The organism is Neobacillus sp. YIM B06451 (assembly GCF_032667185.1).
In the GTDB taxonomy this organism is placed as follows: Bacteria; Bacillota; Bacilli; order Bacillales; family Cytobacillaceae; genus Bacillus_D.
In genome coordinates this window covers 66,840-80,329 of sequence record NZ_JAVFKJ010000009.1, presented here as the reverse complement: position 1 = coordinate 80,329, position 13,490 = coordinate 66,840, and the positions used below count along the sequence as shown (strand labels likewise).

17 protein-coding genes are annotated in these 13,490 nt (G+C 44.6%); 8 read left to right on the top strand and 9 right to left on the bottom strand.

What is annotated here, in order from left to right; all coding sequences use genetic code 11:
• Positions 1 to 49: 49 nt before the first annotated feature.
• Positions 50 to 1,228: a chromate efflux transporter gene (gene chrA / locus RB160_RS15400; RefSeq protein ID WP_316571312.1), complete on the bottom strand. Its 1,179-nt coding sequence runs from the start codon at positions 1,226 to 1,228 to the stop codon at positions 50 to 52.
• 319 nt (positions 1,229 to 1,547) lie between these two features.
• Here chrA and plsY point away from each other — a divergent pair, with 319 nt between their 5' ends.
• From plsY to RB160_RS15375, 5 genes are all read left to right on the top strand, one after another.
• Positions 1,548 to 2,141, top strand: coding sequence for a glycerol-3-phosphate 1-O-acyltransferase PlsY (gene plsY / locus RB160_RS15395; RefSeq protein ID WP_316571311.1), 594 nt, complete (start codon positions 1,548 to 1,550; stop codon positions 2,139 to 2,141).
• Positions 2,142 to 2,433: 292 nt separating this feature from the next.
• Entirely contained in the window at positions 2,434 to 3,510 is a 1,077-nt protein-coding gene (locus tag RB160_RS15390) for a two-component system sensor histidine kinase NtrB (RefSeq protein ID WP_316571310.1), read from the top strand.
• Between the two features lie 107 nt (positions 3,511 to 3,617).
• Positions 3,618 to 3,818 carry a hypothetical protein gene (locus RB160_RS15385; RefSeq protein WP_316571309.1) on the top strand — a complete coding sequence of 67 codons (201 nt, stop codon included), beginning with the start codon at positions 3,618 to 3,620 and terminating at the stop codon, positions 3,816 to 3,818.
• A gap of 470 nt (positions 3,819 to 4,288) precedes the next feature.
• Positions 4,289 to 5,425, top strand: coding sequence for a CapA family protein (locus RB160_RS15380; RefSeq protein WP_316571308.1), 1,137 nt, complete (start codon positions 4,289 to 4,291; stop codon positions 5,423 to 5,425).
• Positions 5,426 to 5,508: 83 nt separating this feature from the next.
• Positions 5,509 to 5,796, top strand: a complete 288-nt coding sequence (locus tag RB160_RS15375; RefSeq protein ID WP_316571307.1) for a HesB/YadR/YfhF family protein — start codon at positions 5,509 to 5,511, stop codon at positions 5,794 to 5,796.
• A 17-nt stretch (positions 5,797 to 5,813) separates the two neighbouring features.
• On the opposite strand, the gene RB160_RS15370 is transcribed toward RB160_RS15375, so the two are convergent.
• From RB160_RS15370 to RB160_RS15345, 6 genes are all read right to left on the bottom strand, one after another.
• The gene (locus RB160_RS15370) at positions 5,814 to 6,125 is read right to left on the bottom strand and encodes a hypothetical protein (RefSeq protein ID WP_316571306.1); all 312 of its coding nucleotides are present in this window, start codon (positions 6,123 to 6,125) and stop codon (positions 5,814 to 5,816) included.
• Between the two features lie 15 nt (positions 6,126 to 6,140).
• A complete protein-coding gene (locus RB160_RS15365; protein ID WP_316571305.1) occupies positions 6,141 to 6,566 on the bottom strand; it encodes an acyl-CoA thioesterase in 426 nt (141 codons plus the stop codon).
• A gap of 152 nt (positions 6,567 to 6,718) precedes the next feature.
• Positions 6,719 to 6,958, bottom strand: a complete 240-nt coding sequence (gene tlp / locus RB160_RS15360) for a small acid-soluble spore protein Tlp (protein ID WP_316571304.1) — start codon at positions 6,956 to 6,958, stop codon at positions 6,719 to 6,721.
• A gap of 151 nt (positions 6,959 to 7,109) precedes the next feature.
• Positions 7,110 to 7,253 (bottom strand): acid-soluble spore protein N, encoded by a 144-nt coding sequence (locus tag RB160_RS15355; protein ID WP_316571303.1) that lies wholly within the window; start codon positions 7,251 to 7,253, stop codon positions 7,110 to 7,112.
• Positions 7,254 to 7,315: 62 nt separating this feature from the next.
• Positions 7,316 to 7,447: an FbpB family small basic protein gene (locus tag RB160_RS15350; RefSeq protein ID WP_316571302.1), complete on the bottom strand. Its 132-nt coding sequence runs from the start codon at positions 7,445 to 7,447 to the stop codon at positions 7,316 to 7,318.
• 140 nt (positions 7,448 to 7,587) lie between these two features.
• Positions 7,588 to 8,115: a redoxin domain-containing protein gene (locus RB160_RS15345; protein ID WP_316571301.1), complete on the bottom strand. Its 528-nt coding sequence runs from the start codon at positions 8,113 to 8,115 to the stop codon at positions 7,588 to 7,590.
• 211 nt (positions 8,116 to 8,326) lie between these two features.
• Here RB160_RS15345 and RB160_RS15340 point away from each other — a divergent pair, with 211 nt between their 5' ends.
• Entirely contained in the window at positions 8,327 to 9,364 is a 1,038-nt protein-coding gene (locus RB160_RS15340; protein WP_316571300.1) for an SDR family oxidoreductase, read from the top strand.
• 53 nt (positions 9,365 to 9,417) lie between these two features.
• Here the strand turns inward: RB160_RS15340 and acnA are convergent, their stop codons facing one another.
• Positions 9,418 to 12,126 carry an aconitate hydratase AcnA gene (gene acnA / locus RB160_RS15335; RefSeq protein ID WP_316571299.1) on the bottom strand — a complete coding sequence of 903 codons (2,709 nt, stop codon included), beginning with the start codon at positions 12,124 to 12,126 and terminating at the stop codon, positions 9,418 to 9,420.
• 317 nt (positions 12,127 to 12,443) lie between these two features.
• Between acnA and sspO the strand changes: the two genes are divergently transcribed.
• Positions 12,444 to 12,593: a small acid-soluble spore protein O gene (sspO, locus tag RB160_RS15330; protein ID WP_316571298.1), complete on the top strand. Its 150-nt coding sequence runs from the start codon at positions 12,444 to 12,446 to the stop codon at positions 12,591 to 12,593.
• A gap of 341 nt (positions 12,594 to 12,934) precedes the next feature.
• Here the strand turns inward: sspO and RB160_RS15325 are convergent, their stop codons facing one another.
• Entirely contained in the window at positions 12,935 to 13,195 is a 261-nt protein-coding gene (locus tag RB160_RS15325; protein WP_316571297.1) for a hypothetical protein, read from the bottom strand.
• A 147-nt stretch (positions 13,196 to 13,342) separates the two neighbouring features.
• On the opposite strand from RB160_RS15325, the gene RB160_RS15320 reads away from it, so the two are divergent.
• Positions 13,343 to 13,477 carry a small acid-soluble spore protein P gene (locus RB160_RS15320; protein WP_082306883.1) on the top strand — a complete coding sequence of 45 codons (135 nt, stop codon included), beginning with the start codon at positions 13,343 to 13,345 and terminating at the stop codon, positions 13,475 to 13,477.
• Positions 13,478 to 13,490 lie beyond the last annotated feature (13 nt).

Below are 13,490 nucleotides of genomic sequence, written 5' to 3'. Positions count from 1 at the left end.
AAAAAGTTCGCCTTTTTTTGGACGTATTTATGTAAATCCTTTTTCAGTGTTAAAGGAGTGTGTACCCCGCTCCAGCCCCAATGACAACGAGGAGCCACGGAGGTATTTTCCAAAAGGCCAGCAAACCAAAAAATAAAGCAAAGAGAGCGGCATCCATCCTGGATGTAATTGACGAAATGAAAATTGGATCATAAAAAGCGCCAGCAAGCAGCCCAACAACTCCGGCGTTCAACCCGGCAACCACGGATTGGATAGCAGGCCTTGACCGGATTTTTCCCCAAAATGGCAAAACAGCCAATAGAAGCAAAAAACCCGGAAGGAAGATGGCAATAATCGCTATAACCGCACCTGTCCATCCATCAATCGCCGCGCCGAGATAGGCGGAAAACGTGAATAACGGGCCAGGCATTGCCTGGACAAGGCCATACCCAGCGAGAAAGTCCCCATTCGAAATGAAACCGGTTGGGATTAGTTCCCGTTCGAGAAGCGGAAGGACAACATGCCCCCCTCCAAAGACAAGAGCGCCGCTTCGGTAAAAACTGTCTGCCAGTACGAATTCCATTCCGAAATTTCGAAGGACTGGGAGCAGGATGAACAATAGGCAAAAAACCGCCAGACAGACTACCGCCAGTTTCTTGGATACATTCGTGAAAGTACCGGTGATTGGTTCTCCTTCCTGCTTATTGCAGAACAGATAGCCAGCGATCCCCGCTGCTGCCATTACGGCCAACCGCGCAATTGAATAAGGAAAAAGGAACATCGCTGCCGCGGCGAAGGTCGCGATTGTACCAGTTACCTTTGTAGAGGCAAAGTTTTTACCTAAAGAGTACACAGCCTGGAGAACGACAGCAGCGGCTACAATTTTCAGTCCGTGCAGCCAGCCATTTCCTGCTGGATCAATCCCCGTAAGGACGAATGCGAATATCGCCATCAGAGCAAATGACGGAAGGGTAAACCCCGCAAACGAGGCGATCCCTCCTGCAACTCCGCCTCGCTTTAAGCCAATACCAAATCCCGCCTGGCTGCTCGCCGGCCCAGGCAGCAGCTGGCATAAGGCAATCAACTCTGTAAATTCCCGCTCCTCGAGCCATTTTTTCTTCTTTACATACTCATTATGGAAATAGCCTATATGGGCTGTTGGCCCCCCAAACGACGTACAGCCCAATTTTAACGAAACAAGAAATATTTCCATCAAACTCGATTGCTTATTATCCTTATATGTACCCATCCTGAACCGTCCTTTCCTAGTTTTTATCCTAGCAAACAAGCTGCCCTTATGCTATAGGAACCACTGCCTTCATTCAGGTTTTAAAAAATCCTTTTTAGGCTATATGGCGTTTTAAAAAGAAAATGGTACAATAAAGTGAAACTTCCCTCAGCGGTGTCTTTCCGCTGAGGGCTAGTTGAACCAATCGGACCTTTAGGGACAGTTGCCCTTCAGGCTTACTGTCCCTTAAGAGTGGGATAAAGTGAAACTTCCCTTAGCGGGGGTTCCGCTACAACCTTTCATCTAAACATCTGCAACTGAAGGTAAAGGAGATTTATGTATGATTGAAATTGTTCTTTTTTGTGTGATGGCGTACCTGCTAGGATCCATCCCTTCCGGACTCATTATCGGAAAGGTTTTTTATAACAAGGATATCCGCCAGCATGGAAGCGGGAACCTTGGGGGAACAAATACTTTCAGGACGTTGGGCGTAAAAGCGGGAATTGCCGTCACTTTGGCCGATATTCTGAAAGGAACCCTTGCAGCTGCCCTGCCGACGCTCGTTGGCTATGATGATTTCAACGCGTTAATTCCGGGCGTGTTTGCGGTAATTGGACATATGTATCCGATTTTCGCTGGCTTCAGGGGAGGAAAGGCCGTCGCGACCTCAGGGGGAGTTCTTCTGTTTTACGTACCTATCATGTTCCTTGTCATCTTTGCAATTTTTATCATTTCTTTATATCTTACAAAATATGTTTCCCTCTCTTCCATGATGGCAGGAGTCGGTGCAGTGGCTTATTCTCTACTGATATCTCCAAGGGATGTACCGCTCATCATTATCGTAAGTATCTTGGCGTTATTTGTTTTTTACAGGCACAGGGCGAACATTAAGAGAATCATGAATAAAACGGAACCCAAAATTAAATGGCTGTAAGGGATGGACAAGCTCCCTTACAGCCATTTTTAATGAGGAAAAACAGGGATACCTGAAAATGACAAGGGTACTAGGACCTAAAAATTATTGGGAAATTAGATATAAAGTTTGAAGAAAAAAATGAATGGCGCTGAGAAACCAGCAGTTATTTTCCGGATAAGCGATTGTAAGTAAGGTTCATATTTTGTATCATTATAATGAAAATTTATGGAAATTAAACTGATTCACAATCTTTTCATGGCTATTATCCAGAGTTCGACAAGAAAACTTTTTAAGGATGGTCGGATGCTTAATGGTAATTGAAATTGCAAATCTCCCCTTTCCATGTTTTCTTCTCGATCACAAGTTTGCTATTCAGGGAGCTTCTCCTTCCGCTATTAACCTATTTTCGGAGAGGCAGTCGTTTTTTAACTTAGTGGATGGCGAATTTTTCAATGATGCCAAGGAGTTTTTCCAGTCTTCATTTTCTGATGAGCCCATTGTACTTGCATTGTTTGATGAAAATAACAAGAAACACTATTTTAATGTATATAAGTCTAAGGGCCGGGAAGGAATGGTTATGGTTTATTGCATTCCACTCTCTGGCAGAGAGGAACTACATAACAGCAAGGCAGGGCTTAAGGAATTCCTGGATATAAGCCTTGATTCTCTATATCAAAAAATTGATGAACTAAGGGCTTTGAACGATACGCGGGAGGAAATTGGAAAGCTCGCGGCGGGAATCGCACATGAAATCAGGAATCCTTTGACCATTGTAAAGGGGTTCCTGCAACTTCTAATGCCCGAGTTAAAAGAGTTGGGAAAAGAACGTTATGCTTCGGTGTCAATAGAGGAAATAAACAGGGCGGACAAGATTATCAGCGAATTTTTAAGCGGGACAAAACACCCGTCAAATGTAAAAACAAAGACCTCAATTAATCAACTTGTAAAAGAAGTTATCTTGCTTTATGAAAGTGAATGTATTCTTCGGAATATCCGGCTTGTGGCAAGCCTTTCTGAGGTAGATTTTACGTTCATACTCGATGCCAGCCAATTTAAACAGGTTCTCATAAATATGTTAAAGAACGCCATTGAAGCGATTGATTCAGCTCCCCATTTGCATAGTCGGGAAATAGCGATTTTCACGAAAACCAAGAAGGATGCATTCATTATTGGCATTAAAGACAATGGGTGCGGGATGGAACCGGAAACTGTTAACCGGCTGTTCACCCCTTTCTTTTCAACAAAGCCGAATGGTAATGGGCTCGGATTAAATATTAGTAGAAAAATCATTGAGGAACACGGTGCTTCTATCCAAGTGGAAAGCAAAGCGGGAGTGGGATCGCTGTTTTCCATTTTATTTCCGATTAAGATTCCTGTTTGCTCATGACATTGATACATAAAATTCACGAATCATTCATATCATTGCCGGATATGGAAATTTCTTTCCTTTACAATAGACATATACGGAATTGTAATAGTGAGAGGAGAATTCCCATGCCTGATTTGAATGCCAAGAAGTTTGAATTTGTCTTTTCTTCCTCCGTTACCCCTGCTCCTTCCAAAGAAGAATTCATTGTTGAATTTTATCCATACACGCCTGACTGGTCCTGTTCCGGCAAACCGGTAAAAGTGACTAAAACGTTTGATGAGCTGATTGGATTCTTTGAAGAAATGGACGAATTAGATTTCCGGTAAAAGCAAATTTTAAACGGTGTCCCTATTAAGGGGCACCGTTTTTTTAGACTTTAAGAAGTTGGAATTTTCCGCTTCCAAAGACGTCTTTTACGAAATCAAGCTTAGTGTTGTTGAAATACACGTTATCGTTCTCATGGATCAGGAAAGTCAAATCGTTATAGTCAAATTCGTGGTCATTGGTTAACTTCTGCTCTTCCAGAGACAGGTTCAGCTTTGGGCCGCCTCAGCCAATTCCCATAGTCAGGCGAATATACAGTTTGTCGCCGTTTGATGGGGTTTCATTTTCAATTGACTTGGCAATGGTTTGGTAGGCGGCTTCCGTAATTGTGAACATTTTGTCACCCCGTTTGATTATTATATTCATTTTTTGCCTTTTATTAAAAAAATAAGATGAAATGCAAAAGGCTACCATTTATAATAAATCACTGTGCCCTGCATTGAAAACAATTTGCTTAACAGGAGGACTTCCCGTGAAGGAATTCCGGATTCATAGAAAATTGATGGTGGCTGGATTCATTTTGGTTTTCCTATTATACGCCTGCTCAACCCAAAAGCCCGAGGATCTTCCCGCACCGACGCTCCATAAGGAACGCCAATATACGGGTGCACCGAAAGAAATTGTTGAAAGCGCGACAATCGGTGCCATTGGGGATATTCTGATCCATGACCATGTTTACAATGATGCAAAAACGGCTAAAGGATACGATTTCAACCGGATGTTCGAACCGGTAAAAGAAATGCTCCAAGCACCCGACATCTTGACTGCAAACCAGGAAAGTCTCGTTGGCGGTAGTGAATTGGGTGTTTCGAGCTACCCTAATTTCAATAGTCCGTTCGAGTTGTCCGAAGCTGTCATGAAAGCTGGGGTCGATATTGTTTCAACTGCGAACAACCATTCCCTTGATAAAGGGTATCGGGGCGTACAGGCCCAGATAGACCATTTTGCTAAAGTTGGCCTCCCCTTTACCGGGACGGCGGACAGCAACGAGAGAAGGGATAAGATAACCGTCCTTTCAAAAAACGGCATCCGGCTCGCCTTCTTATCGTATACGTATGGAACGAATGGTATACCGATTCCGCAAGGCAAGGAATTCGCTGTTAATTTGATTGACAGGGAGCTGATGAAAAAGGACATCGCCAAGGCCAAAAGGATTAGCGATGCCGTTATAGTCAGCGTCCATTGGGGAAGTGAGTACCAACGCTTTCCAACTGAAGAACAAAAACGCCTTGCAGCGTTCATGGCGGACCAGGGAGTCGATATTATTTTCGGTTCCCATCCCCATGTCCTCCAGCCAATGGAATGGATAAAACGCAAGGACGGAAAAAGGACGTTCGTCGTTTACTCTCTCGGAAATTTCCTTTCCGCGCAGATTGGTGATTACAAGGATATCGGTGGCCTCGTTACGCTAAAGCTTACCAAAAGGGTTAATAGTAAAGGAACAACCGTGGAAATCGGTTCTCCTTCCTTCCAGCCGACCTTTGTCTACAGGAAAAACCGCCGCAATTTCAGCGTAATACCGATTGGCGAAGCTGCCCAATATGGAGTTGCTGGCGCTCAAAAACTGCAGGACGAAACGATTCGCCACATGAACCAATGGCTCCGTTAATGCGGAGCTATTTTTTTAGGGTTTGTTTTTTTGCATTAACACTCGTTTTGGTAAATAATAAAGACGCGGGAGGAGGCATTTACATGAAATTAAATGTTAGCAGCAAAGCGGCAAAGTGGTATAAAGATGAATTCGGGGCGAGTGATGGAACCCCTATCCGTTTCTTTGTCCGTTATGGGGGCTTCAACCAGCTTCAGAAAGGTTTTTCCCTCGGAGTGATTTCTGATGAGCCTATGGACGCTGCCGTGACGACTGAAAGCGGCGGATTACTATTCTATATTGAAGAAAAGGATTTATGGTATTTTGACGGGAAAGACGTGGAGGTAGAACTGGATGAACAACGCCAGGAACCTGTATTTCTCTACCATTAATGCAAAATGGCGACCCTCTACAGGCCGCCATTTTTCTTTTCCCAAATATGCTCATACAATCCTTCGGCGAGCAGGATTTCTCTCTGCTTTTCTCCAAGAAGGTCAAAATGTGGATACCCATCAGGCCGCTGGTGAATCCATTCTTTTCTCAAACCGTGTTTTTTCCCCCACTCCGCAAGCTTTTCGATGTCATTGCAGCCCGCTTTCGTTACGGTTTTGCAATCGGGAAAACGTTCATCCAGCCAGTAGTGGGTCAAGAATGCGATTTCGCCTCGGTCAATCTTTCGTTTCCATTCCTGTACGTCCTTTTTCTTAATTCCAAAAGCCACCCGATTTTCCCCCTATCAGTCTTCCTTTTTGGAAGCTTCTAGATAGGACTCGTGCCAATCAGGATAAAGCCGTTTAAGTGAAACTGGACGGAAATTTTCTTTCTTTACACATACATGGACAGAAAAACCTGTAACGGCTAGTTCCCCTTCTTCATTTAGAATTTCATATCCATATTTGACCCTGAAGCCATCGTATTCCTCGACCCACGTTTTAACTTTCGCTTTTTCTCCATATCTCATTGCTTTTTTGTAAGAAGCCTGGATATCGATAACCGGGGAAATGATTCCGTCCTCCTCCATTTTCGCATAGCTATAGCCCAGGTCCTTGATAAAACTTGTCCTTCCCAATTCCATCCACACAAGATAGTTAGCGTGGTAGACGACCCCCATCTGGTCCGTTTCCGCGTAGCGTACTTCGACGGTTGTCTCGCTGATTAACATTGTTTTTCCCCACTTCCTGAAAACTCTTTTTTTCTTTTTCCTATGTTATCATACCGGTAAGCGCATCGCGACGTATCAGCCTTCGATTTATCGTTCGAAGAGATTTGAATAATGGAAAGGAGGGCCTTGAAAAGTACAAGCCCTCCCTTCCATTATTCCGTTATTTGGCCGTTGGCGCGGGCCTCATCCCTTACTTCCTCCCTCATAGCCTCAATGCTTTCCCGCCTGCGTTCGTTTTTCTCCTCAACCTGCCGCCTTGTTTCATCACTATCGCTGAGAGCCATTGTTTCCTCGGCTCGTTCCATATTTTCAATCGTGTTTTGAATCATTTCTTGCAACTTTTCTACATTGTCGCTTCTGTCATCCGGCTTTGGCTTATTTCCAAACGGCATCCTGTTTTCCTCCTTTAAATATCAATCGTTCTATTTTAGGATGAGCTGTGTCCGGGAAATTATGAGCAGAAAATGGCCAATGCAAAAAGCCCGGTTTCCCGGGCTTTTGGATTGTTTGCTTTCATGTAATGGCAGGGGACTAAATGCTGCCCTATTCTCCCTTAGTTTGGATTACCTGGGCATGCTCCCCTGATTTATCCTGCATCTTTTTGCCTTTGTTGCCGCTGAACCCTCTTGGTTGTGTCCCAAGATGGTCCGGCGAGAAATGCTGGCTGTGTTTCTTTGGATTTCCCATCTTCATCCCTCCTGCGATTAGTTTTGCCAGGAGACTAAAAATCATGATTGGAAATCAATGCTCTATTCAGCTTTGCCAAGACGTTTAGCTTCAAGGCGCTGCTCGATTTTTTCCAGTGCCGCTTCGTCTTTTAAAATTTGTGTCTTGTTTTCCATAACAAGCTCAGCAAATGTGCGTTTCCGAGGCTTTCGCATGTTATCACCTTCCCTTACTTACTATTCTAACAGTTAGTATGCCCACAAACGATTTCAATTATTACAACTTTTTGAAAATTTAATCGAAACGTAATTGAACTTTAAAAAAAGCCGCAGGCAGTAACCCAGCGGCAATTCTGTTAATTCAATTTTTCAATGTATCCCACCATGGCGTCATGAGGCATGGCACCGATAACTTTATCCTGAATGATTCCGTTGCTATCAATAAAAAATGTAGTGGGAATCGAAATGATTTGGTAAGTTGTGTTTACTTCATCTTTTTCATCAAGCAGGATTGGGAACGTAATGCCATTCTCTAGGACAAACCCCTTTACATCCAATTGGGGATCGATATTTACGCCCAGAATGGCAACATTGTCATCCGCTTCCTTGTATAATTGCTCCATGGCTGGCATTTCCGCTTTGCAAGGTCCGCACCATGTTGCCCAGAAATTTAACATGACTTTTTTTCCCTTTAAGCTGGATAGTTTAACAGTTTCCCCTGTCAGCGTTTTAAGTTCAAAGTCCGGTGCTTTTGCCCCTTCCTTTACCCCTTGGGCCACCGCTTCTTCCGACTCCGTTGGTTCTTCCTTTTTATCAAGCGCCTGGACAATCGCAATCGCCATTAAGAAGATGATTAAAATGCCTGCAATCCATTTTTTCGCCACTTGCGCCCCTCCTTTTAACTCTATACCGATTTTACACTATCCCTAGTGGGGAAATAAACATGCCTATTGGCCATAATCGTGCCGATAATGTGACAAATGTACTTCATGGTGTAGTTGTTTTGTTTTTTAGAAATTTTAGATAAATTTACCAACAACAATATCGCATTTGGCTTGTTCCTGTTAAAATCAAGAGAAGAAAGGGGGATGCGTAGTGAAAATTCTTGTGCTTGGAGGTAGCAGGTTTCTTGGAAAAGCGTTTGTTGAGGAAGCCTTGAAACAAAACCATGAGATTACTTTATTTAATCGAGGCAATCACAATACCTTTACTGATGTTGAAGTAATTATAGGAGACCGATTCGGGGATTTAAGTGGCCTGAAAGGACGGTATTGGGATACGGTGCTTGATACGAGCGGTTATGTCCCTTCGACCGTAAGGAGGTCTACAGAACTGCTTGGCGGGCAGGCCGGCCAGTATACCTTCATATCGAGCATATCGGTATACAAGGACTGGAGTAAGGAAAATATGGATGAATCTGCCCCTGTCCTTGAAATTGCTCCGGAAAAGGCGGACGAATTATCCAGCGGAGCAACAGGGCCATTAATGGAATACTATGGTGAGTTCAAAGCTCTTTGTGAGCGCGAAGCAGAGAGAAACATGCCTGGAAGAGTCCTGAATGTCAGGGCGGGGCTGCTTGTTGGCCCGGATGATTATTCTGACAGGTTCACTTATTGGATTAACCGTGTTGCTCGAGGCGGCCGCGTTCTTGCGCCGGGTAGCCCAAAAAGAAAAATTCAATTCATTGATATTCGCGACCTTGGTAAATGGCTGCTTTTAATGATGGAAAACAAAGCTGCTGGCACATACAATGCTACCGGGCCAGAATCCCCTCTGGAAATGGGAGCATTGTTGGAAACGATACAAGCCGTCTCCGGCAGCAATGCAGAAATAAAGTGGGTCGATGAAACATTTCTCCTGGAACGTAAGGTGGCCCCGTGGACCGAAATGCCCCTATGGCTTCCTGAAACAAATGGGGATTCGGTCAATACGGCAAAAGGCGGATTTTCGTTTAACATAGATAAAGCATTGCGGTCGGGTCTATTATTCAGCCCGGTTGAAAAAACTGTCCGGGATACCTTAACATGGGATCTAACACGAAATTGTGCGGAATTGAAAGCAGGCATATCCCCTGAAAAGGAAAAAATCCTCCTGAAAGAATGGGAAGAAAACAAGGCGGAATCAAGAAGTTAACAAAAAACACCATGCGGCATTAAGGCTGCATGGTGTTTTAATATGGCCTTTAATTAGGCTTTCAGCTTTTCGCGGAGAACCATTGGCAGGATTCCGCCGTGACGGTAGTAGTCGATTTCAACTTCCGAATCAAAGCGCACAAGTACTTCAAATTCAGTCGTTTTCCCTTCCTCATCCACAGCAGTCACTTTGATAAGATCCCTTGGGCGGACGTTTTCATCCACATGGACTGTAAAGGTTTCTTTTCCGGATAATCCTAGTGATTCCGCGTTTTCGCCTTCCTTAAACTGAAGCGGAAGGACGCCCATCATGACGAGATTGGAACGATGTATGCGCTCAAAGCTTTCGGCGATGACCGTCTTAATGCCTAGAAGGTTTGTTCCTTTCGCCGCCCAGTCACGGGAAGATCCCATGCCATAGTCTTTGCCTGCAATGACAACAAGGCCTGTTCCTTCCCCCTTGTACTTCATGCACGCATCAAAAATAGTCGTAACTTCCCCAGTAGGCCAGTAGGTAGTGAACCCGCCTTCTGTGCCCGGCGCAATCTGATTGCGGATGCGGATGTTCGCAAAAGTTCCACGCATCATGACTTCGTGGTTGCCGCGGCGTGAACCGTAGGAGTTGAAATCACGAGGCTGAACCCCTTTTTCAAGCAGATATTGTCCTGCAGGCGTATTTTTGCCAATCGCTCCCGCAGGCGAAATATGGTCGGTCGTTACAGAATCGCCAAACTTCGCGACTACCCTCAAGTCTGTAAGCGGTTCGACAAGGCCTGGCTCAGGGGAAAGCCCTTCAAAGTATGGAGGGTTCTGGATATAAGTTGAATCCACATCCCATGTGTATAGCGGCTCATTGCTTGTTTTGATTTCATTCCAACGCTCGTTGTCGCTAAACACGTTTTCGTATTCCCTCCTAAATAGCTCAGGAGTAACTGTCTTGTGAACCACTTCATTTACTTCATCTGTTGATGGCCAAATATCGTTAAAGAATACATCATTGCCATTCCTGTCTTTACCGATTGGCTCGCTCTTTAAGTCGACGTTGACATTGCCTGCAAGCGCGTAAGCAACAACAAGCGGCGGAGAAGCAAGATAGTTCGCTTTTACAAGTGGATGGATCCGGCCTTCGAAGTTACGGTTCCCTGAAAGGACGGATGTAACAAGAAGGTCGCTCTCAGCAATGGCTTTTTCAATTTCCTCACGGAGTGGTCCGGAGTTACCGATACAAGTCGTACAGCCGTAGCCGACTAAGTTGAATCCAAGCTGTTCAAGATATGGAAGCAAGCCGGAATCACGAAGGTAGCCTGTTACAACCTTCGATCCTGGAGCGAGGGAAGTTTTGACAAACTTCGGAACTTCCATTCCAAGCTCGACAGCTTTCTTTGCTACTAGGCCTGCACCTACAAGAACATACGGGTTGGATGTATTAGTACAGCTTGTAATCGCTGCGATTGCAACAGCACCAGTTTTCATCACTGTTTGGTCGCCATTATGGAATGTTACAGGAACCTCTTTACCAAGCTCTTTTTCTTTCAAGCCGAAGCCCTGGTTTCCTTGCGGCGCACTTACAGCCTTCACGAACTCTTCCTTCATTTTTGAAAGAGGAATCAAATCCTGTGGGCGCTTAGGGCCGGAAAGGTTCGCTTCGATAATGGAAAGATCGATCTCAACTACATCTGTGTAAACAGGCTCTTCTTCAGGATTAAAGAACAGGCCATTTGCCTTGCAGTATGCTTCAACTACTTTAACCTGGTCTTCATCGCGGCCAGTCAGGCGCAAATAATCAAGGGATTCATCATCTATCGGGAAAAATCCGCATGTAGCGCCATATTCCGGAGCCATGTTGGCAATGGTTGCGCGGTCCGCTAATGGAAGCGCGGATACACCTGGCCCGAAGAATTCAACGAACTTGCCAACCACTCCCTTGCTACGGAGAATCTGAGTCACTTTCAATGCTAGGTCAGTAGCTGTCGCGCCATTTGGAAGAGTTCCAACTAGCTTGACGCCCACTACTTCAGGTACAGGGAAATAAGATGGCTGGCCAAGCATTCCTGCTTCAGCTTCAATGCCGCCAACCCCCCAGCCGAGAACGCCAAGGCCGTTGATCATTGTCGTATGGGAGTCGGTACCGACAAGTGTGTCCGGATAAGCTTCGAGTTCGCCGTCCGCTGTTTTGGCAACGTGGACGACATCCGCAAGGTACTCAAGGTTTACCTGGTGGACGATACCCGTTGCAGGTGGCACTGCGCGATAGTTGTTGAATGCTTTTTGTGCCCAGTTTAGGAACTGGTAACGTTCAGCGTTTCGTTCAAATTCAAGAACCATGTTCGCTTCAAGGGAACCCGGTCCGCCGTATTGGTCAACCTGTACGGAGTGGTCGATAACGAGATCAACCGTTTTTTCTGGATTGATTTTATCCGGGTCTCCGCCAAGGTCTGCAACCGCTTTCCTAAGGGATGCAAGGTCGACTACAACCGGAACGCCGGTAAAGTCCTGAAGAATGACACGGGAAGGTTTGAAAGGAACATCTACCTCCCTTACATCGTTTGTGCCCCATTTCGCCAGGTTTTCAACATGCTCTTTCGTAATAACACGCCCATCATGCTGCCTAAGGACGGATTCTAATAATACTTTAATGGAATATGGCAGCTTGGAAACATTGCCTGCGCCTGCTTCTTCAAGTGCGGCAAGACGGTAATAATGGTATTGTTTACCGTTTGCTTCAAATGAAGAGCGGGCATTGAAAACATCATTTTTCGCCATTTGGTACTCCCCCTTCAATTCATCAACCCAATAATATAGGAAAAATTTATAAAAGTCGAAAGGTTTGTATTTATCCGCTCCTTCGCGACTTTTCTCACAATTATATCGTAATACAGCGCAGTCAAAGAGTAAATGACCGGAAATTTATGAAATATAATAAGTTTTTCTTATAGTAAATCTCTTACAGGCATTTTTTCCTTGGAAAATCAAGGCTCGTAAACTGCTGCTTATCTTTCTTGATAGCTAAAATTATTATTGTGGAAAACATATTAATTGCCTAGGTGTTTCTGGGAAGAATAGTATGTGGGGGTGAAAGTATGGCCAAACGAAGGTCGAATCATGTCCGTCCAGGCATGAATGCCGCAAAGGCACAGGGAATGGGCGCGGGATACAATGAAGAAGCCGGAAACGAGCCTTTGACCGAAATGGAAAGGCAGAACAATAAAAAACGCAAAAAGAACCAGTAATTCATGTGAAAGGCTTGGCCGTCGTTCCAAGCCTTTTCCTTTGGCAGGTAAAAAAAATAATTCCTAACAAAAACACAAACTTAGATTCGATTCCAGATGTATAGGGCCTCATGTGGGTCCTATAACGCAATCTGAGTCCCAATTCCAGGGTTATCGGGACCCATGCAGGTCCTAATACTCAATCTTTGTCCCGATCCAGCCAGAAACGGTTTGCTTAATTTTTAACAACAAGCATTCACTTTGATGCTTTTAGTAATGAAATAAAAATTAGGTAAACGGAAAAAAACAGGCACCCAGCCTGTTTTTTCTAAAGGTATAATGATTTTTGAATGTTTAAGCTTTCAATTAAAATTATTCACTTCTTCAACCATTCTTTGTAAATCATCCCGGAACTGTTCCAACTGGATCCTCTGGTGTTCGGAAGCAACTTCCAGGGCGTTTTCTATTTGCTGATATGCCTCATTAACTTCATTTTTTAAATGTTTAAGTTGATGCCCGTAGCTTGCGCTGTCACGGACAATTTCAGCGAACAAATCTCTGGCCTCCTCGACTCCCTGTTGGGCTGCCTGAAAAGCCTGCTGCTTGTTTTTATGGTATGGCATTGTGTCCACTCCTTCGTGATGTTAAGCATGTACCGTTAAATTATCCAGCACCAAAGGATTTATACAACGATTGATTGGCAGGCCTTCCACCGTTAAACAGCATAGAAATGTTCCCTTTACCCATCCTAAGGGAAAGGAGGGATTGAAATGGCTAAAAAACCGAACAGGCAAAATGCCGAGAATGTCCAAAACGTTAGTCAGCCTGAACCGATGAGCGGGTCGCATAAAGTGAAAAACCGCCAGCATTCCCGCCAAAAACATAACTCCCACCACGACATGTAAAGAAAAGAACTAG